Source organism: Bradyrhizobium septentrionale (genome assembly GCF_011516645.4).
Classification (GTDB): Bacteria; Pseudomonadota; Alphaproteobacteria; order Rhizobiales; family Xanthobacteraceae; genus Bradyrhizobium; species Bradyrhizobium septentrionale.
Genome location: NZ_CP088285.1, coordinates 6,444,064 through 6,466,658 on the forward strand (window position 1 = coordinate 6,444,064; position 22,595 = coordinate 6,466,658).

At 66.4% G+C, this 22,595-nt stretch carries 25 protein-coding genes; 17 read left to right on the forward strand and 8 right to left on the reverse strand.

The features are described from left to right. The first annotated feature begins 8 nt into the window (after positions 1–8). From HAP48_RS32345 to cobJ, 7 genes are read left to right on the forward strand one after another with little or no spacing between them, the layout of a single operon-like run. Complete coding sequence (locus HAP48_RS32345) at positions 9–383, forward strand: DUF1636 family protein (protein ID WP_166203922.1); 375 nt, start codon at positions 9–11, stop codon at positions 381–383. After that, positions 380–1,414 carry a cobalamin biosynthesis protein CobW gene (gene cobW, locus HAP48_RS32350; RefSeq protein WP_166203923.1) on the forward strand — a complete coding sequence of 345 codons (1,035 nt, stop codon included), beginning with the start codon at positions 380–382 and terminating at the stop codon, positions 1,412–1,414. Before HAP48_RS32345 ends, cobW begins: the two co-directional genes overlap by 4 nt. Further along, the gene (cobN, locus tag HAP48_RS32355; RefSeq protein WP_166203924.1) at positions 1,414–4,662 is read left to right on the forward strand and encodes a cobaltochelatase subunit CobN; all 3,249 of its coding nucleotides are present in this window, start codon (positions 1,414–1,416) and stop codon (positions 4,660–4,662) included. The genes cobW and cobN overlap by 1 nt, the downstream gene beginning before the upstream one ends. Beyond that, on the forward strand, positions 4,659–5,822 hold the full coding sequence (cobG, locus tag HAP48_RS32360; protein WP_166203925.1) for a precorrin-3B synthase: 1,164 nt from the start codon (positions 4,659–4,661) through the stop codon (positions 5,820–5,822). Before cobN ends, cobG begins: the two co-directional genes overlap by 4 nt. Then, a complete protein-coding gene (locus tag HAP48_RS32365) occupies positions 5,822–6,451 on the forward strand; it encodes a precorrin-8X methylmutase (protein WP_166203926.1) in 630 nt (209 codons plus the stop codon). Before cobG ends, HAP48_RS32365 begins: the two co-directional genes overlap by 1 nt. Beyond that, positions 6,452–7,183: a precorrin-2 C(20)-methyltransferase gene (locus HAP48_RS32370; protein WP_166203927.1), complete on the forward strand. Its 732-nt coding sequence runs from the start codon at positions 6,452–6,454 to the stop codon at positions 7,181–7,183. It abuts the gene before it with no gap. Continuing rightward, the gene (gene cobJ, locus HAP48_RS32375) at positions 7,180–7,914 is read left to right on the forward strand and encodes a precorrin-3B C(17)-methyltransferase (RefSeq protein WP_166203928.1); all 735 of its coding nucleotides are present in this window, start codon (positions 7,180–7,182) and stop codon (positions 7,912–7,914) included. The genes HAP48_RS32370 and cobJ overlap by 4 nt, the downstream gene beginning before the upstream one ends. Here cobJ and HAP48_RS32380 read toward each other — a convergent pair. Then, the gene (locus HAP48_RS32380) at positions 7,890–8,639 is read right to left on the reverse strand and encodes a cobalt-precorrin-6A reductase (protein ID WP_166203929.1); all 750 of its coding nucleotides are present in this window, start codon (positions 8,637–8,639) and stop codon (positions 7,890–7,892) included. The genes cobJ and HAP48_RS32380 overlap by 25 nt on opposite strands. Between HAP48_RS32380 and cbiE the strand changes: the two genes are divergently transcribed. From cbiE to cobF, 6 genes are read left to right on the forward strand one after another with little or no spacing between them, the layout of a single operon-like run. Next, complete coding sequence (gene cbiE, locus HAP48_RS32385) at positions 8,638–9,819, forward strand: precorrin-6y C5,15-methyltransferase (decarboxylating) subunit CbiE (protein WP_166203930.1); 1,182 nt, start codon at positions 8,638–8,640, stop codon at positions 9,817–9,819. The two genes, HAP48_RS32380 and cbiE, sit on opposite strands and share 2 nt — an antisense overlap. Further along, positions 9,816–10,184 carry a cobalamin biosynthesis protein gene (locus HAP48_RS32390; RefSeq protein ID WP_166203931.1) on the forward strand — a complete coding sequence of 123 codons (369 nt, stop codon included), beginning with the start codon at positions 9,816–9,818 and terminating at the stop codon, positions 10,182–10,184. The genes cbiE and HAP48_RS32390 overlap by 4 nt, the downstream gene beginning before the upstream one ends. Further along, positions 10,181–10,966, forward strand: a complete 786-nt coding sequence (gene cobM, locus HAP48_RS32395) for a precorrin-4 C(11)-methyltransferase (protein ID WP_166203932.1) — start codon at positions 10,181–10,183, stop codon at positions 10,964–10,966. Before HAP48_RS32390 ends, cobM begins: the two co-directional genes overlap by 4 nt. Next, entirely contained in the window at positions 10,963–12,273 is a 1,311-nt protein-coding gene (locus tag HAP48_RS32400) for a cobyrinic acid a,c-diamide synthase CobB (RefSeq protein ID WP_166203933.1), read from the forward strand. Before cobM ends, HAP48_RS32400 begins: the two co-directional genes overlap by 4 nt. Beyond that, on the forward strand, positions 12,270–12,998 hold the full coding sequence (gene cobA / locus HAP48_RS32405) for a uroporphyrinogen-III C-methyltransferase (RefSeq protein WP_166203934.1): 729 nt from the start codon (positions 12,270–12,272) through the stop codon (positions 12,996–12,998). Before HAP48_RS32400 ends, cobA begins: the two co-directional genes overlap by 4 nt. Positions 12,999–13,005: 7 nt before the next feature. Then, positions 13,006–13,755 (forward strand): precorrin-6A synthase (deacetylating), encoded by a 750-nt coding sequence (gene cobF / locus HAP48_RS32410; protein ID WP_166203935.1) that lies wholly within the window; start codon positions 13,006–13,008, stop codon positions 13,753–13,755. 37 nt (positions 13,756–13,792) lie between these two features. On the opposite strand, the gene HAP48_RS32415 is transcribed toward cobF, so the two are convergent. The 3 genes from HAP48_RS32415 to HAP48_RS32425 all read right to left on the reverse strand — a co-directional run bounded on the left by HAP48_RS32415 (position 13,793) and on the right by HAP48_RS32425 (position 15,438). Beyond that, positions 13,793–13,984: a hypothetical protein gene (locus tag HAP48_RS32415; protein WP_166203936.1), complete on the reverse strand. Its 192-nt coding sequence runs from the start codon at positions 13,982–13,984 to the stop codon at positions 13,793–13,795. Between the two features lie 358 nt (positions 13,985–14,342). Next, positions 14,343–14,864: a YkgB family protein gene (locus HAP48_RS32420; RefSeq protein ID WP_166203937.1), complete on the reverse strand. Its 522-nt coding sequence runs from the start codon at positions 14,862–14,864 to the stop codon at positions 14,343–14,345. Positions 14,865–14,901: 37 nt separating this feature from the next. After that, positions 14,902–15,438: a carboxymuconolactone decarboxylase family protein gene (locus tag HAP48_RS32425; RefSeq protein ID WP_166203938.1), complete on the reverse strand. Its 537-nt coding sequence runs from the start codon at positions 15,436–15,438 to the stop codon at positions 14,902–14,904. 157 nt (positions 15,439–15,595) lie between these two features. On the opposite strand from HAP48_RS32425, the gene HAP48_RS32430 reads away from it, so the two are divergent. Next, positions 15,596–16,564, forward strand: coding sequence for an AraC family transcriptional regulator (locus tag HAP48_RS32430; RefSeq protein ID WP_234584010.1), 969 nt, complete (start codon positions 15,596–15,598; stop codon positions 16,562–16,564). Between the two features lie 54 nt (positions 16,565–16,618). Here the strand turns inward: HAP48_RS32430 and HAP48_RS32435 are convergent, their stop codons facing one another. The 4 genes from HAP48_RS32435 to HAP48_RS32450 form a co-directional block, all read right to left on the reverse strand. Beyond that, positions 16,619–17,293, reverse strand: a complete 675-nt coding sequence (locus tag HAP48_RS32435; RefSeq protein ID WP_166203940.1) for a peroxiredoxin-like family protein — start codon at positions 17,291–17,293, stop codon at positions 16,619–16,621. Positions 17,294–17,438: 145 nt separating this feature from the next. Then, positions 17,439–17,762 (reverse strand): hypothetical protein, encoded by a 324-nt coding sequence (locus HAP48_RS32440; protein WP_210293345.1) that lies wholly within the window; start codon positions 17,760–17,762, stop codon positions 17,439–17,441. A gap of 146 nt (positions 17,763–17,908) precedes the next feature. Beyond that, complete coding sequence (locus tag HAP48_RS32445; protein ID WP_166203941.1) at positions 17,909–18,787, reverse strand: LysR family transcriptional regulator; 879 nt, start codon at positions 18,785–18,787, stop codon at positions 17,909–17,911. An 87-nt stretch (positions 18,788–18,874) separates the two neighbouring features. Further along, positions 18,875–19,852 (reverse strand): LysR family transcriptional regulator, encoded by a 978-nt coding sequence (locus HAP48_RS32450; protein WP_166203942.1) that lies wholly within the window; start codon positions 19,850–19,852, stop codon positions 18,875–18,877. A 230-nt stretch (positions 19,853–20,082) separates the two neighbouring features. Between HAP48_RS32450 and HAP48_RS32455 the strand changes: the two genes are divergently transcribed. From HAP48_RS32455 to HAP48_RS32465, 3 genes are read left to right on the forward strand one after another with little or no spacing between them, the layout of a single operon-like run. Then, positions 20,083–21,312 (forward strand): ABC transporter substrate-binding protein, encoded by a 1,230-nt coding sequence (locus tag HAP48_RS32455; protein WP_166203943.1) that lies wholly within the window; start codon positions 20,083–20,085, stop codon positions 21,310–21,312. Then, positions 21,288–22,016 carry a nitroreductase gene (locus HAP48_RS32460; RefSeq protein WP_166203944.1) on the forward strand — a complete coding sequence of 243 codons (729 nt, stop codon included), beginning with the start codon at positions 21,288–21,290 and terminating at the stop codon, positions 22,014–22,016. The genes HAP48_RS32455 and HAP48_RS32460 overlap by 25 nt, the downstream gene beginning before the upstream one ends. 14 nt (positions 22,017–22,030) lie before the next feature. Beyond that, positions 22,031–22,570, forward strand: a complete 540-nt coding sequence (locus HAP48_RS32465; RefSeq protein ID WP_166203945.1) for a 4-hydroxylaminobenzoate lyase — start codon at positions 22,031–22,033, stop codon at positions 22,568–22,570. The last annotated feature ends 25 nt before the right edge of the window (positions 22,571–22,595 follow it).

A 22,595-nucleotide genomic window follows, 5' to 3' on the forward strand; every position in this document is an offset into this window, starting at 1 on the left:
GATGGGCGATGAGCGTTACACTTCATGTCTGCATCACCTGCCGCGCCGGCCAGACGCTGGCGGAAGGTGAGCTCGCGCCCGGTGCGCGCCTGCATGCCGCGCTTCTCGAGGCCGGCGTGCCAGATGACGTCAATCTTGTTCCCGTCGAATGCCTGTCGGCGTGCAGCCAGGGTTGCTCGGTCGCGCTCAGCGCGCCGGGGCGGTGGTCCTATGTCTACGGCCGCCTGTCCGCTGATAATGCCAGGGATGTGATCGCCGGTGCCTCCGCCTATGCTGCGGCGCCTGACGGCATCGTGCCGTGGCGCAGCCGTCCGGAAATCTTCCGCAAGCAATCACTCGCTCGAATCCCACCCCTTGCCGTCGTGCCGGAGGCCGCAGAATGACTACGCTCGCCAAGGTTCCGGTCACCGTCGTGACCGGGTTTCTCGGGTCCGGCAAGACGACGCTGATCCAGCATCTGATCCGCAACGCCAACGGCAAGAAGCTTGCGGTGCTAGTGAATGAATTCGGCAGCGAAGGGGTCGACGGCGAGATACTGAAGTCGTGCGCGGACGCCAATTGCCCGACCGAGAACATCGTCGAACTCGCCAATGGCTGTATCTGCTGCACCGTCGCCGACGATTTCATCCCGGCCATGGAGCAGTTGCTGGCGCGACGCGTGAGGCCCGATCACATCGTGATCGAGACGTCCGGCCTCGCTTTGCCGAAGCCGCTACTAAAAGCGTTCGACTGGCCGGAGATCCGCTCGCGGATCACGGTCGATGGCGTGATCGCGCTGGCCGATGCGGAGGCGGTCGCGGCCGGCCGCTTTGCGTCGGATCCCGCAGCAGTCGATGCACAGCGTGCGGCCGACGACAATCTCGACCACGAGACGCCGCTGTCCGAAGTGTTCGAGGACCAGATCGCTTGTGCCGATATCGTTCTGCTGACCAAGGCCGATCTCGCCGGCGCGGAAGGGATCAAGGCGGCCAAAGCGGTGATTGCAGCTGAAATGCCGCGCGAGGTTCCGATGTTGCCGATCGTCGACGGCGCCGTCGATGCGCGCGTGATCCTGGGGCTCGAGGCCGCGGCAGAGGATGATCTCGCGTCGCGTCCGTCGCATCACGATGGCGAGGACGAGCACGAGCACAACGATTTCAACTCCGTGGTGATCGATCTTCCCGAGGTTTCGGATGTCGAGGAACTGGTGGCGTCGATCAAGGGACTGGCGCGCGAGCAGAACGTGCTGCGCGCCAAGGGCTACATCGCGGTCGAAGGCAAGCCGATGCGGCTGCTCGTGCAGTCCGTCGGCGAACGCGTGCGGCATCAGTTCGACATGCCCTGGGGCACACGGCCGCGGCAGTCGAAGCTGGTCGTGATCGGCGAGCATGGCGACATCGATGAAGCTGCGATCAGGGCGCGACTAGGTGTCTGATGCACGTCGTCTTCCGCGAGAGCCGCGGCCTTGAGGAGACCGCGACGCCAAGGGACCTCGGCCAGGATCCGGCCGATCTCGTGGTGTTGTCGTTTTCCGACAGCGATCTCGCCGCCTTCGCGGCCGGCTGGCGGCGGGGCCGCGCCGCGCTGCCGTCGCTGCGGCTCGCCAATCTCGCGGAGCTGCGCCATCCGCTCTCGGTCGATACCTATATCGAGCGCACACTGTCGCACGCGCGCGGCATCCTGGTGCGGCTGATCGGCGGCGAGCCCTATTGGTCATACGGGCTGGCCGCGGTGCATCGTCTGGCGAAGGAGCGCGGCATCGCTTTGGTGGTGTTGCCGGCCGATGGCCGCGACGATCTGCGGCTAGATGAATTTTCCACGCTGCCGGTCTCGACGCTGCGTCGTCTGAAGGTGCTGTGCGACAAGGGCGGGCCTGTCGCCGCGCAGGCCGTGATCGCGCAATTGGCGCTGGCGTCCGGGCTCTATGCCGGGCCGGTCGTCGGCGAGATCGATCTGGCCGAGATCGGCGTCTACGATTCGCGGCGCGGTGTGGTCGCGGCGCTGCCGGCATCGGATGGCCGGCCGCGGGCGCTGGTGACCTTCTATCGTTCCTATCTCGCGGCCGGCGATACGGCGCCGGTCGATGCCTTGATCGAAGCGCTACGTGAGAAGGGCTTTGAGGCCTACGGCGTGTTCGTCGCCTCGTTGAAGGCGGCTGATGTCGTCGATTGGCTGCGCGCTCAGTTCGCGCAATGCGCCCCAGCCGCCATCGTCAACGCGACCGCATTCTCCGCGGCCGGCGATGACGGCACCACGCCGTTCGATGCCGCGTCATGCCCCGTGTTCCAGGTCGCACTGTCTACGGCTCGCCGCGAGGATTGGGCCGAGTCGTTGCGCGGTCTGTCGCCCGGCGATCTCGCGATGCATGTGGTGTTGCCCGAGGTCGACGGCCGCCTGTTTGCGGGCGTGGTGAGCTTCAAGTCGGCGAGCGAGCGCGATCCCGATCTGCAGTTCGCGCATCTTGCGCATCGGCCGGATGGAGAGCGCGTCGCAGCGGTTGCCGCGCGCGTGGCAGCCCGGCATCGGCTTGCCGACAAGCCCGCGCAGGAGAAGCAGCTCGCACTCGTGCTGTCGAACTATCCGGGCCGTCCGCACCAGATCGCGCATGCCGTCGGCCTCGATGCGCTTGCCTCGGTCGAGGCGTTGCTGGCCGATCTCGCGACCGCGGGGTTTGATCTTGAGCCGGTGGCGTCGCTGGGCGACGCGCTCTTGCGCCGGAAACTGACATGGGACGTGGCCGAATATCGTGCGGCCATCTCCAGCCTTCCGCAGCAGCTGCAGGACGATCTTGCGCGCGCATGGGGCGCGCCGGAGGACGATCCGAACTGCCATGACGGTGCGTTTCAATTCGCGGCGATCCAGTGCGGCAAGTCCGTCATCGCCGTTCAGCCGGAGCGCGGCGATGTCGGTCATCGCGATGCCGACTATCACGATCTGTCGCGCACGCCGCGCCATGCCTATGTCGCGTTCTATTTGTGGCTCAGGCAGCAGCGCATCGATGCCGTCGTCCACATGGGGGCGCATGGCACGCTGGAATGGTTGCCCGGCAAATCGGTTGCACTGTCGTCCGCGTGCTGGCCGGAAGCGCTGATCGGCGATCTGCCTGTTATCTATCCCTTCATCGTCAACGATCCCGGCGAGGCCGCGCAGGCCAAGCGGCGGATCGGCGCCGTGACGATCGGCCATTTGCCGCCGCCGCTGGCGCAGGCGACGGTGCCGGAAGGCCTGCGCAGGCTCGAGCGCTTGCTCGATGAATATTCGACAGCTGATGGTCTCGATCCGGCACGGCGGCAGCGCCTGATTGCTGACATCCGCGAGGAAGCGCGTCACGCCGGGCTGGAGGACGATCTCGGTCTTGCCGCGTCGGTCTCCGCGGCCGAGGCGATTCCGCAGATCGACCGTTTCGTCTGCGATCTCAAGGAAAGCCAGTTCGGCGACGGGCTGCATGTGTTCGGGCAGGGCGCTTGCGGTGCGGAGGAGAAAGCGGCGTTACGCGATGCGCTCTCCGGCCGGCGCGTCGCGCCAGGACCGTCGGGCTCGCCCTATCGCGGGCGGCGCGATGTGCTGCCGACCGGGCGCAATCTGTTTGCCGTCGATCCCCGTGCGGTGCCGACGCCGTCGGCGCATGCGCAAGGCGTGAAGCTCGCCGAAGAACTCCTGCGCCGTCACCTGCAGGATCACGGCGACTGGCCGAAAGGGCTCGTCGTCGACCTCTGGGGTTCCTCGACGATGCGCACCGCCGGCGAGGATTTTGCGATGGCGCTGCATCTCGCCGGCATCGCGCCGCGCTGGGATCACGGATCGGGCCGCGTGGCCGGCTATGACATCATAGCGCCTGCGGAGCTCGGCCGTCCCCGCATCGACGTCACGCTGCGCGTATCGGGGCTGTTCCGCGACGTCTTCTCGGGTCTTGCCCAGTTGTTCGAGGCGGCCACGGAAGCATTGTCCGAACGCAGCGATGAGGGAGACGAAAATCCCTACCGACAGCACGCGTCGCGCGTGTTTGGCCCCCGCCCGGGACACTACGGCGCCGGCGTCGCGTCGATGTCAGATGTCTTCACCGAGGCGGCGCGCGATGCAGCCGGCGAAGCCTGGCTGTCGGCGTCGTCCTGGGCCTTTGCATCCGATGGCGAGATGCGGCCCGATCGCGCCGGCATCGAGGCGCGGCTCTCGGCCGCCGACAGCTTTGTCCATACCCAGGACTTGCCTGAGACCGATTTGCTGCTGGCCGCGGACTATGCCGCGCATGAAGCCGGCATCGCGGCGGCGGCCCGGCGCATTGGCGCAGAAGTTCCGGCGCTCTATCATCTCGACGCGACGCGGCCGGATCAACCGCATGCGCGCTCGTTGACCGAGGAGATTTCGCGGGTGGTGCGTGCGCGCGCCGCCAATCCCGCATGGATCGCCGGCATGATGCGCCATGGCTTCCGAGGTGCCGCCGAGATCACGGCGACGCTTGAGCATATGGCGGCGTTCGCTCATCTCGCCGGCGCGGTGCCGCCGCATCTGTTCGACCTCTATTACGACGCGACGCTCGGCAATGACGACGTTCGCGGCTTCATGGCGCGCGAGAACCCGGCTGCCTTGGCTGCCATCGAAACCTGCTTCACCCGGTTGCACGAGGCGTCGCTCTGGGAGACGCGGCGCAATTCGATTGCGGCAGCATTGCAGGAGGCGTCATGAGCGCTGTTGCGATCAAGGGCTGGTGTCCCGGCGCGCTGCGGCCGATGCAATCAGGCGACGGCCTCGTGGTGCGCATTCGCCCGCATGGCGGACGGCTCGACGCGGCGCAAGCAACGGGGATCGCCGATCTGTCCGCGCGCTACGGCAACGGCCTGATCGATCTGACCAGCCGCGCCAATCTGCAGATCCGCGGCGTCAGCGATCAACGTTATCCGCGCTTGATCGAAGGAATTGGCGAGCTCGGGTTGCTGGATACGGATGCCGACATCGAGGCGCAGCGCAACATTCTGGTGACGCCATTCTGGGCTATCGGCGACGATACGCGCGGGCTCGCGGCCGAGCTTGAGCGGGCACTCGCCAGTTCTTTGCTCGATCTTCCGACCAAGTTCGGTTTCGCAATCGATGACGGCAGCGAGCGGGTGCTGGCTGGCGCGTCTGCGGATATCAGGATCGAGCGTGATCGCAACGGAGGACTGGTGGTGCGCGCCGATGGCGCGCAACTCGGGCGTTCGGTCACGCGGAGCGAGGCCGTGGCGGTCGCGCTGGCGCTGGCCGAATGGTTCATCGCCACCGGCGGAGCGAAGGGTGAGAGGCGGCGGATTGCGGCTCATCTCGCCGGCGGCGCGCGCCTGCCAAAATCTCTTCGCGGCGATGTCGAGCCGGTGCCGCGATCGTTGGACCCTGTGCCGGGACTCTATTCGTCTGGCGCGATGGTCGGCGTTGCGTTCGGGCTCATGCCGCACCAGACGCTGAGCCATCTCGCCGGCTGCGCGCAGGGTCTTCGCGTGACGCCGTGGCGGATGCTGCTGGTGGAGGGGATGCGCGAGATGCCCCGCGGGGCGGACCTCGTCACTGATGCCGATGATCCGGCGCTCCGCGCCATCGCCTGCAGCGGCGCGCCGCGCTGCGGCGAGGCGCATGCCGATACGCGTGCGCTGGCATCGGCGCTCGTGCGGCATATTCCGGCCGAGGCCTGCCTGCACGTATCCGGTTGCGCCAAGGGCTGTGCGCATTCCGGCCCTGCGGATGTCACCCTCGTTGCCACCAGCGAAGGTTTTGATCTCATCCGCCGTGGGACGACACGGGATGCGCCGGTGATGCGAGGACTGACCAACTCGTACCTCGTCGCAAATCCGTCCGTGCTGCTGGGAGGTCGCTGATGCCGCACTTCTATGAAACCGACGGCGCGGTGATCTATCGGCAGTCCTTTGCCACCATTCGCACTGAGGCCGACCTTGGCCGCTTCACGTCGGATGAAGAGCCGGTGGTCGTGCGCATGATCCACGCCGCCGGCATGGTGGGGCTGGAAGCGCATGTCCGCTTCACGCCCAGTATGGCCGCGCGCGCAAGGGCTGCCTTGCAGAACGGTTCGACGATCCTGTGCGACGCGCGCATGGTCTCGGAGGGGATCACGCGCGCACGGCTGCCGGCCGGCAACGCCGTCATCTGCACGCTCGGCGACCCCGCGGTTCCCGCACTCGCGCAATCGATGCGCAATACGCGCTCGGCGGCTGCGCTCGAACTGTGGCGGCCGCATCTGGCCGGCGCAATCGTCGCGATCGGCAATGCGCCGACGGCGCTATTCCATCTCCTCAACATGCTGGAGGACCCCGATTGCCCGCGGCCGGCGGCGATCATCGGTTGCCCGGTCGGCTTTGTCGGGGCGGCCGAGTCCAAGGCGGCATTGATGGCCGCGCCACCCGCGCCGGCGTTGACGGTCGAGGGGCGTCTCGGTGGTTCGGCGATCACGGTCGCTGCCGTCAACGCGCTGGCGAGCCGGAGCGAATAGATGGGACGCATCATCTGCTGCGGCCTCGGGCCAGGCGATCCGGACCTGATGAGCGTACGCGCCGATCGCATTGTGCGTGCCGCCAAGCATGTCGCCTATTTCCGCAAGAAGGGCCAGCTGGGCCAGGCCCGCCGCATCGTCGAAGGGCTGCTCGTCGCCGACGTCAGCGAGTATCCGATGGAATATCCTGTCACCACGGAGATCGCCTTCGACAGTCCGGACTATGCGCAGCTGCTTGGGAGCTTCTACGACGAATGGGCCGAGCGCCTGGCGCGGCTTGCGCGCGCGATCGATGTCATCGTGCTCTGCGAGGGCGATCCCTATTTCTACGGCTCGTTCATGCATCTGCATTCGCGCCTGCAGGGGCGTGTCGAGATCGAGGTGATCGCCGGCATTCCTGGCATGGCGGGTTGCTGGAATTCGGTCGGCCAGCCGATAGCGCTGGCCGACGACGTGACCACCGTGCTGATGGGCACGCTGCCGGAGGCGGAGCTGGAACTGAGGATGCGGAGTTCCGACGCGCTCGTCGTCATGAAGACCGGCCGCAATCTGAAGAAGATCCGACGCGCGCTCGCGTCCGCGGGGCGTCTCGACGATGCGTGGCTGGTCGAACGCGGCACCATGCCGGATCAGCGCGTCGCCCGGCTCGCGGAGCTCGGCGAAACCGACTGTCCATATTTTGCGATCGTGCTGGTGCACGGGCAGGGGCGGCGCAAGGAGGCGGCCCAATGACCGGCACGCTGACCATCGCAGGACTGGGACCGGGCGACGAGGCGCTGATCACGCCGGAAGTCACAGCTGCGCTTCAAGCTGCGACCGACATCGTCGGCTATGCACCCTATGTGACGCGCGTGCCGCCGCGCGCCGGGCTCACGTTGCATCCTTCAGACAATCGCGTCGAGTTGCAGCGCGCCGCCGACGCGTTGCGGCTTGCATCCGAAGGGCGCCACGTCGTCGTGGTGTCTTCAGGCGATCCCGGCGTCTTCGCGATGGCGTCCGCGGTGTTCGAGGCGCTCGAGGACGCGCCGCAGTGGCGCGACCTCTCGATTCGCGTGCTGCCTGGGGTGACCGCGATGCTGGCGGCGGCAGCGAGTGCCGGCGCGCCGCTCGGTCATGATTTTTGCGCGATCAACCTCTCCGACAATCTCAAGCCATGGCCCTTGATCGAGAAGCGCCTGCGGCTCGCGGCCGAAGCCGACTTTGCCATCGCAATATACAATCCGCGCTCGGCGAGCCGGCCGGAAGGTTTCGGTCGCGCGCTCGAGATCTTGCGGGAAGCGGGTTGCGGCGACCGCATCGTGGTATTCGCGCGCGCCGTCAGCACGCCCGATCAGCGGATCGAGACGGTCGAGCTGCGCGACGCAAGGCCCGAGATGGCCGATATGCGGACGCTCGTGATCGTCGGCAATTCGGGGACGCGGCGGGTCGGGCGCTGGGTCTACGCGCCGAGGCAGGTCCGATGATCGAGCCATTGCATTACATCGCCGACGCTTTCCAGCCGTGGTCGGTCGGGCAGAGGTGGCCGGGTGATCATGATGACGGGAAGGCCAAGCGCACGGGCGGCGTCGATCTTGGCGCGCGCGCCGGTGCCGCCGGAGTTGCGGGCAACGATCCAATCAATGCGACGCCCGCGCATCATCTCGAGTTCGCCGTCGAGCGTGAACGGTCCGCGCGATACGATGACGTCGGCATCGGGCAATGGCAGCGTTCCCTCGGGCGGGTCGACAAATCGCAACGTATAGGCGTGTTGCGGCCGGCTGCCGAATGGCGCGATGTGCTGCCGGCCGATGGCGAGGAATACGTGAGTGCGGTTCTCCGGCAGGGCCGCGACTGCGGAGACGACGTCCGCGACCTCGATCCAGCGGTCGCCGGCTTCCTTGTCCCACGGCGCGCGCTCGAGCGCGATCAACGGCGTTGCGGTTTGCGCGCAGGCGGCGATCGCGTTGCGGCTCATCTCGGCCGCGAAGGGATGCGTCGCGTCGATGACGTGCGTGATGGCTTCGCAACGAAGATACTCGGCAAGACCGTTGACACCGCCGAAGCCGCCGATCCGGGTCGGCAGCGGCTGGTCGGCCGGTGCACGCGTGCGTCCGCCATAGGAATAGACCGCGTCGATCCCCGCGCGCGCGATTGCAGCGGCGAGCAGATTGGCGTCGGCGGTTCCGCCCAGGATCAGGGCGCGTATCATGAATAATCCCTGGTTGACCATCATCGGCATCGGCGAAGATGGCCTTGCCGGCCTCTCCGACGCAAGCCGAAAGGCGCTTCGCGAAGCCGAAACGGTTTTCGGTGGCGAACGGCACCTCGCGCTGGCCGGTATCACCGATCGCGGCCGTGCCTGGCCGGTGCCGTTCGATGTGGGCATCGTGCTTGAATGCCGCGGCCGTCCGACGGCGGTGCTCGCCTCGGGCGATCCGTTCTGGCATGGCGTCGGTGGAGGCCTCGCCGAGACGCTGCAGGCCGGCGAGTGGGTCGCATACTCTGGACCATCGACATTCTCGCTCGCGGCGGCGCGCTTGGGCTGGCGGCTCGAAAGCGTCATCTGCCTTGGCCTTCATGCGGCACCGTTCGAGCGGCTGTTGCTGCATCTCGTGTGTGGTGCACGGATCATCTGCCTGATGCGCGATGGCAAGGCGGCTTCCGATCTCGCGCGCTGGCTCACGGACCGCGGCTGGGGGCCGTCCTCGATGTGGACGCTTTCGGCGCTTGGCGGACCGCGTGAATCCATCACGCAGCATCACGCGGATGGTTATGCGGGCGATGCAGGCGCCAGCCTGGTCGCGATCGCCGTGGAGGCGAGGGGAACGCAAGGGATCGCGCGTAGCTCGGGTCTTCCCGACGCACTCTTTGTGCATGACGGGCAACTGACAAAACAGCCGATCCGCGCGCTTGCGCTGTCGGCGCTTGCGCCGCGGCCTGGCGAGCGGCTGTGGGACATCGGCGCCGGCTCAGGCTCGATTTCGATCGAATGGGCGCTGTGCGGCGGGACGGCGGTCGCCGTCGAGGCCCGCGGCGAGCGCGCCATGAACATCCGTAGCAACGCGGCGAGCTTCGGCTTGACGCACCGGATCACCGTCATCGAGGGCGAGGCGCCCGGCATCCTGTCGGACCTCGAGGCGCCCGATGCCGTGTTCATCGGTGGCGGCCTCGATGCTGATATGTTCGACGCGATCTGGTCGCGTATCGCGCCGGGAACGCGACTTGTTGCGCATGCGGTGACCCTGGAAACCGACGCGCTGCTTGCCGATCTGCACGGCCGCCATGGCGGCGAGCTGATGCGGGTGGAGATCGCCCACGTTGAGCCGTTGGGGCGGTATCGCTCATGGAAGGCCGCGCGGCCGATCGTGCAATGGAGCGTTATCAGATGAAGGTCGCAGGTCTCGGCTTCAGGCGCGACGCCAGCGCCGCATCCTTGCGCGACGCGCTCGACGCGGCCGGCGGCTCCGAAGGCCTTGCGGCGGTTGCAACGGTGAGTGACAAGGCCGATGCCGTGCCATTGAAAGTTCTGGCTCAGGAGCTGGGCTTGCCGATCCGGGGCATTCCTGCCGAGCTATTGGCTGGGACAGGGACCGCAACGCAATCCGAGCTCATCAAGGCGAGGTTCGGAACGGGCTCGGTCGCCGAAGCTGTGGCAATCGCTGCGGCAGGACGCGGTGCGCGCCTGATCTCGGTCAGGGCGACGTCACAGGATCGGATGGCCACGGCGGCGATCGCGGAAGGAGACGGCGAATGACGGTGCATTTCATCGGCGCAGGGCCAGGCGCCGCCGATCTCCTGACCTTGCGCGGGCGCGATCTGATCGCCTCTTGCCCGGTCTGTCTTTATGCCGGATCGCTCGTGCCGGATGGTGTTCTGGCGCATTGCCCCGGGGATGCGCGCATCGTCAACACCGCGCCGATGTCACTCGACGAGATCATCGCCGAGATCGCTGCGGCGCATGCGGAGGGCAAGGACGTCGCGCGGCTGCATTCGGGCGATCTCTCGATCTGGTCGGCGATGGGCGAACAGTTGCGCCGGCTGCGCGCATTGCAGATTCCCTATTCGGTGACACCGGGCGTGCCGGCCTTCTCGGCAGCCGCGGCGGCACTGGAGTCCGAGCTCACGCTGCCGGGCCTCACTCAATCGGTGGTGCTGACACGCACGCCGGGCAGGGCAAGCGCGATGCCCGACGGCGAAACGCTCACAGCCTTCGCCGCGACCGGCGCGGTGCTCGCGATCCATCTCTCGATCCATTTGCTGGACAAGGTCGTTGCCGAGCTCACGCCGCACTATGGCGCGGACTGTCCGGTGGCGATCGTCTGGCGTGCGAGCTGGCCGGACCAGCGCATCGTGCGCGCCACGCTTTCGACCCTCGATGCCGCTATTGGCCCAGAACTCGAACGCACCGCGCTGATCCTGGTCGGCAAGACGCTGGGTGCGGATGAATTCGCCGAAAGCCGTCTCTATGCGGCCGATTACGACCGCCGCTACCGTCCGGTGGGAGCCGAGCCACGCTTTCCGGAACCATCGCGATGAGCGCGGGACTTGTGATCTCGGCGCCGGCATCCGGCGTCGGCAAGACGACGCTGACCTTGGCGCTCGCCCGCGCCTATCGGAATCGCGGGCTGAAGGTGCAGTGCCTGAAGAGCGGGCCTGACTATATCGATCCCGCCTTTCATGCGGTGGCCACAGGACGCGCGTCCGTCAATCTCGATAGCTGGGCCATGGCGCGCGACGCGATCGAGTGCCTGGCGAGCCGCGGCGCGGACGCCGACCTGGTGTTGGCCGAGGGCTCGATGGGCCTGTTCGACGGCGTTGCCGCGCGCGGCGTGTCCGGCACCGGCGCCACCGCTGATATCGCCGAGATGATGGGGTGGCCGGTGTTGCTGGCGATCGATCCTTCCGGCCAGGCACAAACCGCGGCGGCGATCGCGGCTGGACTACGCGATTTCCGCACCGGCGTGCGGTTGGCGGGCGTCGTTCTCAACCGCGTTGCAAGCAAGCGGCATGAGGATCTGGTGCGCGGCGCCATGGCAGGCGCGGGCATTGCTGTGTTGGGTGCGCTGCCCCGCCATGCCGAGATTGCCTTGCCGAAGCGTCATCTCGGCCTGGTGCAGGCCGAAGAGCAGGCCGAGATCGACGGCCTGATCGAGGAAGCCGCGCGCTTCGTCGCCGAGCATGTCGATCTCGACGCCGTGCTGCAATCGGCCCATGTCCGGTCAGTGCAATCGTCCACGCGCAGCTTCGTCGACACGCCGCCCGGCCAGCGCATCGCTCTCGCCCGCGACGCCGCATTCTCTTTCGTCTATCCGCACATGCTCGAAGCCTGGCGCGCGGCGGGCGCGGAGATCACGACGTTCTCGCCGCTTGCCGACGAAGGCCCCGACGCCGACGCCGATGTCTGTTGGCTGCCCGGCGGCTATCCCGAACTGCATGCCGGCCGGCTTGCCGCCAACGGGAGGTTTCTCGGCGGCCTTCGTGCCTTCGCCGCGACAAAGCCGGTGCATGGCGAATGCGGCGGCTACATGGTGCTGGGCAGCGCGCTGACCGACGCCGACGATGTGCGCCATGAGATGGCGGGCTTGCTCGGCCTGGAGACGAGCTATGCCAAACGCCGCATGCATCTGGGCTACCGGCTTGCCGAGCTCGTTGCACCGATGCCGGGGCACGAGCCGGGCGCGCGCCTGCGCGGCCACGAGTTTCACTACTCGACGATCATCGCGCAGCCGGATACGCCGCTCGCGGCGGTGCGCGATGCGACCGGCGCGATCGTGGCCGAAACCGGATCGCGGCGCGGCCGTGCAACGGGGACATTCTTTCATCTGATCGCGGAGGACCGGTGAGCGGATTCGTCTCCTTCGTCTCGGCCGGCCCCGGCGACCCCGAACTCCTGACGGTGAAAGGGGCCGCGCGGCTGCGCGAGGCCGACGTGGTGCTGTACGATGACCTTGCCTCGGGCGCGATCCTCGATCTCGCGCGCAGCGGCGCCAATCTTGTCGCGGTCGGCAAGCGTGCCGGCCGGCTGTCGGCCAGGCAGCATCATGTCAGCCGGCTGCTGGTCGATTATGCCGCGACCGGCGTGCGCGTGGTGCGCCTGAAATCAGGCGACGCCGGCATCTTCGGACGGCTCGAGGAGGAGATCGAGGCGCTGCGCGCGGCCGGCACCGGCTACGAGATCGTTCCCGGCGTGACCTCGGCCTCGGTCGCCGCCGCGCAAGCCGGCATTCCACTGACGCGACGGCTAACCTCGCGCCGGGTGCAGTTCGTGACCGGCGCCGACGTCACCGGTGAATTGCCGGCGGACCTGAATTGGGCGGCGCTGGCCGATCCGGAAGCAACCACCGTCGTCTATATGGGCCGCCGGACTTTCCCCGCGCTGGCGGCAAGGCTGATCGCGCACGGCCTTGCGCCCGAGACGCCGGCACTGCTGGCCGAGTCGCTCGGTCATGCCGACGAACGGCTTGTCCGCACCACGATCGCGGACCTTGCCGAACAGCTCACGCATGCGGGTGCCGCAACGGCGGCCGCAATTATTCTGTTCGGTGCTTTGGCGCCGGACCAAGGGTGACGCGGCCATGCTGACGCTTTCGCTGATCGGCATCGGTTGCGGTGATCCCCGGCAGCTCACCCTCGCTGCGATCTCTGCGATCAATGCAGCCGATCTGATCCTGATTCCGCGCAAGGGGACCGCGAAGTCGGATCTTGCCGAATTGCGGCGAACGATTTGCGCGGAGGCATTGAGCAACGACCGGACACGCATCGCCGAATTCGACCTGCCGGTGCGCGATGCCGGCGAGGAGGATTATCGCAGGGGCGTGGACGATTGGCATGATGCGGTGGCCGCGACCTGGTCGCAGGAAATCGCGCGCCATCTCGGCGGCGAGGGCCGGGTTGCCCTGCTGATCTGGGGCGATCCGTCGCTCTACGATTCAAGCCTGCGGATTGCGCGACGGCTCGATCCGCTGCCATCAATCGAAGTCATCCCCGGCATCACGTCGATCCAGGCGCTGTGCGCGGCGCATGCGCTGCCGCTCAACGAGATCGGCGAGCCGTTCCTGGTCACCACCGGCCGGCGGCTGCGCGAGGGCGGCTGGCCGTCCGGCGTGAACACCGTGGTCGTGATGCTCGACGGCGGCGCGGCCTTCCAGACGCTGGATCCGGCAGGGCTCCGGATCTGGTGGGGCGCCTATCTCGGCATGGCGGATCAGATCATCATGGCCGGAGAGTTGGCCGAGGTCGGCCCTCGCATCGTCGCCGCGCGGCGTGAGGCGCGCGAGCGGCACGGCTGGATCATGGACTGCTACATCCTCAAGCGACAATCATGATTGGGGGCTGTGCCGACGTATTGGCATTCCAGAGCCGCTAATCCTTGAACGCGCGAATCGACGGCTGGATCGTCAGGCGGTAGGCGACGAGCTTGTCGCCATCGAACAGTTCGAGCGTCGTCTCGCAGACCGGGCAGCGATACTCGCCCTTGTTTCCTGAGCCGGACGTCAACTCGAGGCGTCGGAATCCAGCCCCGCAGCGCGGGCACGTGACGTCGTCCTTCTTCATCGGCTTACCGCAGAACAACACCGGCGGTATTTTGTAACCCGGACCGCGCGGCGGAACTATGGTCACGGCCGAAGAGCAGCGGATCATTCATGCATGGCAACGCCGACGCGACCTGGGTCGAACAACCGATCCGATAATTCGATCTCGCACGGGAAATGGATCGGCAATTTCGACGTATTCCGCAAATTCGGCAACGAGTTATGGCGCGACATCGAAGCACGTTCTGGCCTTGCCTGCACCGCAGCAATCGCTGCCGCGTCGCGATGCCCGTCGGTTCTCAATCCCCGTCCCCAGTGAACGCGCGATCGCCGGCGAACGCAGGGTTCGCCGGCGATCCATCGCCATCAGCGGATGCCACCTATTGCCTGATGAGGCGAACCACGTCCTGCCTCAGCAGGTAGAGCGAGACGGCGAGCAGGACGACATCCTTCATCAGGAAGGGCACGTTGCCGGTCATCGCAGGGAAACCTCCGGCCGCAACGTCCCAGCCTTCCGGCATGAACGGGATGATGGTGACCGTCGCGATGAACGTGCCGGTTGAGCCGAGCGCGCCGAGCACGCCGAGCCGCTTGTCCCAGAAGCCTGCGAGCAGCAGGGATCCGAAGGTCCATTCCGAGGCGCCGAGAAAATAGCTGGCGCCGGCATGGCCGAAGACCGGATACAGCCACCAGATCAGCGGCCCGTTGCTGATGAACGGGACCAGCCGTTCGAATTCGTACGGAAACCACTTCTGGTAACCGAAGAACAGGAACATGATCACCATCGAGGCCCGGACGATATGGTAGTCGAGATCCTCCGCGAGCAGGCCGGACCGATACAGCGCGCGAACAAGCGGATTTTGCGTGGTGTTGGCAAGCGTGGTGTTGGAAAGCGTGGTCATGGTCGTGATCCTTTTGACGTGACATCGCGCGGTCGCTTCATGCGACGGCGGGGAAGTCGATGTCGGTGTCGTTGATGCGGTTGAAGACGTTGGTGAAGACGGTGGTCGCGAACGCCAGGCTGATCTCGACCAGTTGCGCGTCGCTGTAGCCCGCCGCCCGGATCGCGGCGAAGTCCTCGGCGCTGACGGTGCCGCTCGACTGCGCGAGCTTGCGAACGAAATTGACCAGCGCATCGCGCTTGGTATCGCCGCTCGGCTCGCCGTCGCGGATCTGCTTCAGCGCGTCGGCCTTCACGCCGGCGAGTCTCGCGAGGTGCGAATGCGCGGCGACACAGTAATCGCAGCCGCCGGCGGCGCTGATCACGAGCTTGATGACCTCCTGATCGCGCTTGGGCAGGCTGCCGCCGGCGAGCACGGCATCGGCGGCGAGCACTGCCTTCAGCGCGGCCGGACCGTGGGCGGCGATTGCCGCATAGGTGTTCGGGACGCTGCCGATCGCCTTCTTGATCTGGGCGTAGATCTGGCCCGACGGGCCGGTGTCGGTTTCGAGATTGGGGACTGAGAGACGGGACATGGTGGCACTCCTTGGTGGGGTTGGTGAACGATTGCGGAGTGACAATAGGATCGAGATGTGAGACACTGAATGTCACCGTAACTCACATATATGCTCAATCGTCTCAAATCGGTCGCTTCAGGAGGTCGCCTTGGATTGGCTCAGCCGGCTTTTCGAGATGATGCCGGTGCGCGGGCGGCTCGACCTTCGCTGCAGCTACAGCGTGCCCTGGCGCATCGACCAGGGTCCGGGCGCGACCAACGAGATTCCCTATCATGCGGTGCTTGCCGGCTCGGCGATCCTGGACGATCCGGCGGGCGGTCGGCCGTTGCTGCTGAAGGCCGGCGACATTCTTCTGCTTCCCGGCAACCCGCGACACGTGATGCATGACGGCAGCGGGGCGACACCGCTGCCGGCGCGCAACCGGGCGGCGCAGAATTTCACGATCAGCGAAAACCTGGGTTCGGACGAGCGGCTTGACCTGTTGTGCGGACACTTCGCGATTGCACCGCCGCACGACCGTCTGTTGCGCAACTATCTTCCGCCGCGTCTTGTCGTGCATGCCGGACCGCGGGTGGGAAAGGGGACGGCCGCACAGCTCGCCGGACTCGTGTCCCTGATGCGCAGCGAAACGGCGGACGATCATCTGGGCGGCCGCGCCATGCTGAACGCGCTGTCCACGGCAATGTTTGCGCTTGTGCTGCGGCTTGCGAGCGAGACCGACGCGAAGTCGCGCGGTCTTCTTGCACTGGTCGGCGATCCTCGCCTTGCGCCGGCGGTGGCCGCCATGTTCAACGCGCCTGCGCGCGCATGGTCGCTGCCGGAGCTTGCGCGGTTGTGCAACATGTCGCGCGCCACGCTGGCACGGCAGTTCCAGGACAAGCTCGGGCGATCGGCCAGCGATCTGCTCACCGATGTCAGGATGACGCTGGCGGCGAACGAGTTGAGGCGATCGTCGCTCTCGACCGGCGGCGTGGCGGAGACGGTCGGCTATCAGTCGGAGGCCGCATTTCAGCGCGCCTTCAAGAGCCACATGGGCGTCACCCCGGCGCAGTGGCGAAAAGCGCAGCATTCCGGACCGGACGTGCTGGCGGAGCGTGTCGCATCGGCCGATCCGAAGGCGATGTCCGCGGCTGTTGATCGATAGCCTGCGAGAGAGAGGCGGCCGATGGGCGATCGCCACCGGCCGCTTCGTGTACCATCACGCCCGCACGGCGGCGGCCTGCTGCAGAACCGGGATCATGTCTTCCGGCTCCGGGCGGCTTGTGTAGTCCGGGTTGACTTCGGAGTAGAGGATCACGCCGTTCTGTCCGATCACGTAGCGCCCCGGCATCGGCAGGGTCCAGCTCGGATCGTCGTTGAAGGTCGGCAGATCGTTTTTCAGCTGCATGTAGAGCGCGACCAGATAGTCGGGCAGATGGAAGCGCAGTCCGAAGGCCTCGCTGACCTCGCCTTTCACGTCGGACAGGATCGGGAAGGAGAGCTTGTTCTGGCGCACCGATTTGCGGCTGTTCGGTGCGGTCTGCGGCGAGATCGCAACCAGCGAGGCGCCGTATTTGTCGAATGCCGGCTTGGCGGCTTCGAGCGCCTGCAGCTCCATGTTGCAATATGGGCACCAGACGCCGCGGTAGAAGCTGAGCACCAGCGGGCCGCGCTGAAGCAGATCCGCCGAGTGGACGAAATTGCCGTCGGGGTCCCTGAGCGAAAAGGTGGGGGCGACGTCGCCGGCCCGCTTGGCGCGTTGCGCGGCGCCGGACGCGATCAGCTCCGCGGTGGCGCGGTGCATGATCTCGACGACCGGCCGGGGAACGCTGTAGGGCGGCTTTCCGGCTTCGAAATCGGCTTTGAAGGCATCGAGCTTGGCTTGAAGCGACATGACGGTTCTCCTCGGCTGCTGCGTGGTGGACGGCGGCGCCGTCCGTATTTGTTGAACTCACACGCAGCAAGCTAAGGGAGACCGCCGTGCCGGGTAGCGCTGCCGTCCGACTAGTGCATATTCCTGCTGGGAATAAATCGAGTGGTCAGCAGCCGCGGCAGATCACCAGCTTGCGGTCGACGTCCTGGTCGAACTGCTTTTGCTGTCGCTCCCATGCCGACACGGTCTCGGGCTTGGGAGCGTCGGCGCGCTGCGGCTGCCGGTGGCCGACCGGCGCCAGCCAGGGCCGGCGCGCTGTCAGCGCAGCCGCCTTGACGTTGGCATGATCCGCGGTTGCGCTGATCGGAAGCTCGGGAAAGACGCGGATCGTGTCGGACTGGTTGGCGTTCGCAGGTGAGAGCAGGCTGGCGAAGACGAAGGCCGCGGCGGCGGCATGGACAGCGCGCTTCACGATCGAGATGCGGGACATGGCGACACTCCTTGGCGGGAGGCTCGGGATGAGCAACTCCATTGCCGCCACCCTACGCACCGGTGCGGCGCGCTGAATGCCATCGGGGATCGAAGACATGCTCGTTCGTCTCACCGGCCGCCGACGCGGGCCCGGGGGTTACCTCGTCATTCGTTGAACGCGCGCTCGAAGAACGTCACGAAGGTCCGCGCCTTGGCGGTCGCGGCGCGCCCGCCCGGAAGCACGGCCCAGAGATCGAGCGCGGGAAGGCTCCATTCCGGCAACACCGCCCGTACGGCGCCCGACCGGAGTTCGGGGCTGAACATCCATTCCGATGCGACGGCGATGCCCACATCGGCGAGCACTGCAGCCCTGACGCCTTCGGCGGCGGTCACCCGCAGCCGGCTCTGCACGGTGACGGCGAGCTCTGTGCTGTCGCGCCGGAACGACCACACGCTGCCCTCGCGCAGATACACGATGGCCTGATGCCGGTTCAGCTCGCTCGGCGTGGACGGCGTGCCGGCGCGCTTGAAATAGGCCGGCGTGCCCAGCACCAGGCGTTTGCATCTGGCGATGCGGCGTGCGGTCAGCGTCGAGTCCGTCATCTTGCCAATTCGCAGCGCCACGTCGATGCCCTCCTGCACAAGGTCGATCTGACGATCGTCGAGCACGACCTCGAGCTCGAGCTCCGGGTTCTGCGCCAGAAACTTCGGCAGCATCGGAATGAGATGAATGCGGGCGAAGGTGACGGCGGCGCAGATCCGCAACCGGCCCTTGAGGCCGGCCCCGGCACCGCGCGCGGCGAGCTCGGCTTCTGCGGCCTCTTCCAGAGCGCGCCTGGCGCGCTCGAGATAGCCCAACCCCGCTTCCGTCGGGGTGAGGCCACGGGTCGAACGGGTGAGCAGTTTGACCCCGAGGAATTCCTCGAGCTGCGCGATGGACTTCGAGACCGCCGGCTGGCCGATCCGAAGCTGCCGCGCGGCGCCGGAGAAGGATCCGGTTTCGATCACCCGAACGAAGGTCTCCATTGCCGCCAGGCGGTCCACGATATTCTCCGCAGGAATGAGCCGGTCCGTCCTTTCTGCCACGCGCTGCGAAGGTTGACCATCGCGTGCGCCGGTGCGAGCCCTCGGCTAACGCCCGCGCCTCAACTCCTCGGTGGCGCGGCGGAGCACCTCGTGAAGCCATTCGTGCGACGGTTCGTCCTCGACCCGTTCGTGCCAGAGCAGCCGAACCTCGACGGGCGTTGTGCTGTAAGGCAGCTCATGGGTCGTGATCGCATGCGCCTGCTCGAGCGCGCGCGCCAGTGGCCGCGGAACGATCGCCGCCAGTTCGGACTCGATCAGCAGCGCCGGCAAGGCAAGGAAATGCGGCAGCGAAACCGCGATCCGTGGCGGCCGGTCGCTGTCGGACAGCGCCCGTTCAAGCGCGGAGCGGTCATACATCTCCGAACGTCTGGCAAGCCCGCGCTCGGAGATGTAACCGCCGATCGCGCCCTCCTGTTCGCCACCAAAGGACACGACGACCAGCGGCAGGGTCGCGAGCTTTGCCTTGTCGAGCCGGCCGAGCTTGCGCTTTTTGCCGACGATCAGCACGTCGTCATATTCGAACAGCAGGGCGGTGCGGAAGCGGCTCGGCGGCGACGAGAACACGCCGATCGCGACATCGATGCGGCCGAGGTCGATCTGTTCGGCGAGATCGATTCGCGTCACCGGCTTGATGGTGAGATCGATTCCCGGAGCCTCCCGGCTCAAGATCTTCAAGAGCGGCGGCGCCAGCACCATCGTCGTGAAATCGTTGGCGGCGAGCGTGAACGGCTTGGTCGAGACCGCCGGAACGAAGGTCGGCAGCTCGACCGCGGCCTCCAGCGATCGCAGCGCCTGGCGCACCTGCGGGGCCATCGTCAACGCGCGGGCCGTCGGCTGCATGCCGGTCGCGGTGCGCACGAACAGGTCGTCATCCAGCATCTCGCGCAGCCGCGCCAGCGAGTGGCTCACGGCGGACTGGCTCAGCGCGACCTTCTGGCTGGCGCGCAGCACGCTGCGCTCCTCCATGACGGCGTCGAACACCTTGAGCAGGTTCAGGTCCAGTGTCTTGAAGGAAACGGACACGATGGCAGTCCCGTCTGTAGCGGATCGCTCGCTTCGGCAAATCGTTACGATCGTGTGCAGTTAAGGCCAGGCGTACGGTGGATGCAACCGACCGGATCGTCCGGGAGCGCATCGCCGCATCGCTGCCATTGGCGATCTGAAGCCGGTTCAGGATCAATCTGCAAGACTTTCACTTCCGCAACGCGACGTTCTGGCCAAAATTGTCGCCACCGGGTTGGGAGGAGAAAACGATGAAGCCCTGCGTGAGATCGGCCCGAAGTGGTGTGCGCAAATCAGTTGGACTGGCGCTGACGCTCCTGGCTGTGGCGCCGTCCGCGGTTGCACAGAACGGGCCGGTCAGGCTCGGCGTGCTGACTGACATGTCGTCGCTCTACGCAGATAATGGCGGCCTGGGCTCGGTCGTCGCGGCGCAGATGGCGGTGGATGATTTGAAGGGCAACGTGCTTGGGCGGCCGATCGAGATCGTCGCGGGCGATCATCAGAACAAGGCGGATATCGGCTCGGCGATCGCGCGGCGATGGCTGGAGAACGAGAACGTCGAGGCGATTCTCGATGTTCCGAATTCCGCGGTCGCGCTGGCCGTGCAGGGCATCACGCGCGACAAGAAGAAGCTGTTTCTCGCCACCGGCGCAGCGACGTCGCGGCTGACCGGCGACGAGTGCTCGCAGACCGGCATCCACTGGACTTACGACACCTATGCGCTGTCGCAGGGTACGACGCGCGCGATCTCGCGTCTCGGCGCCAAGTCCTGGTTCTTCCTGTCGGCCGATTATTCACTCGGCGCGCAACTCGAGGCGGACAGCCGCAAGGTGATCGACGCCACCGGCGGCAAGGTGGTCGGCGCGGTGAAGCACCCGATCAACACGCCCGATTTCTCGTCCTTCCTGCTGCAGGCGCAGGCCTCCAAGGCCGACGTGATCGCGCTCGCCGACGCCGGCGGCGATTTTATCAACGCCGTGAAGCAGGCGGGCGAGTTCGGCGTGACGCGTGGGCAAAAGCTTGCCGGCCTGATCGTCTTCATCGCCGACATCCACAGCCTCGGCCTGCAAAACGCGCAGGGCCTGATGCTCAGCTCAGCCTTCTACTGGGACCTCAACGAAGAGACGCGGGCGTGGTCGAAGCGCTTCATCGAGAAGACGAAGAAAGTGCCCACCATGATTCACGCCGGTACCTATGGCGCTGTCATGCACTACCTCAAGGCAGTCGAAGCCACCGGTACGCTCGATGGGCCGACCGTCGCCGCCAAGATGCGCGAATTGCCGGTGAATGATTTCATGACCCGTAACGGCAAGATCCGGCAGGACGGAAGGCTGGTCCGCGACATGTATCTGTTCCGCGTCAAGGCTCCGGAAGAGTCGAAGTACCAGTTCGATTACTACCAGCTGTTGGCGACGATCCCGGGGGACGAAGCTTTCAGACCGACGGAGGACGGCGGATGCCCGTTCGTGAAGAAGTCGTGATTGATGCGAACGGGGTGTGCGGGGCTGCGCGCAATCCGATCGACGACGTGATCGCGAGCCGGCTTTCGTGCCGTCAGTTCTCCGACAGTCCGGTCGCGCGGTCGACCATTGAGCAAATCCTGCGTGTGGCGCGGTTTGCGCCGAGTGGCGCAAACATCCAGCCCTGGCATGTCTACGTGCTCGCGGGCGCTGCCAAGACCGAGGTATCGGCAGCCCTTCTGCACGCCTATGAGCGGGAGCCGGGCGAGCACGTCTCCGAGTACCAATACTACGCCACCGAATTCCCCGAGCCGTATCTCAGCCGTCGCCAGGAGTTCGGACGATTGTTCTATGGCTCGCTCGGAATAGAGCAGAGCGACGCCGCGGCGCGGAGCAGGCAGACTGCCAAGAATTTTGCCTTCTTCGGTGCGCCGGTCGGATTGATCGTGACCATCGATCGCCGGCTCGCCATGGGAAGCTGGCTCGATCTCGGCATGTTCATCCAGACCATGATGTTGGCTGCGGTGGGACGCGGACTGCAATCCTGCCCGCAGGAAACGCTCGCCAAGTACCACCGGATCTTGCGTCCGATGCTGTCGATCCCTGCGGAGCAGATGGTGGCTTGCGGGATCTCGATGGGCCACCCGAGGGAGCAGGCGAGGGCGCGGCTGATGCCGCGCGCGGATGTGGAGGCGTTTGCCTCCTTCAAGGGATTCGAGAACTAGAACAGGAGAAAGTCATGGGAAGCCGGGAACAGCTTATCGAACGCAGCATTCCGTTTCTGCGCGAAGTCAAGGACATGACGCCGAGCGCGGCGATGGAGCGATGGCTCAACGAGACCTACGGGGAAGAGAGCGCGCTTTACCAGGATCTCGCACGCCTCATCAAAATGGGCGTCGAGGAGGGCTGGGCGGCGAACCAGGAAGTGGAGGGGCCGAACTATCGGCGCAGCCGCATCCTTGAGCCGGTCCCCGAGACATTCCAGTTCAGCATCACCGCAGTCTACATGAACAGCGCCGATCCGCGCCGCTTCAAGGACGACGACGATCATGACGTGCTGCGTGGCCAGTATCACGGCCATCCCTATGGCGAACTCAACCTCGTCGTTCCCCTCGACAAGGGCGCGCAGTTGAAGGGCTTGCAGGGCTGGCAGGGGCCGGGTTGGACGGCGCCTGATCCGGGCAGCCGGCACTATCCCGAGGTCCGGGGTGGCGCCGTGATCGCCTTGTTCTATCTGCCGGCCGGGCGCATTTCCTACGATTTCAAGGTACCGGCCTGACGTCCAGTGCCGGTGGCGTCGGCAG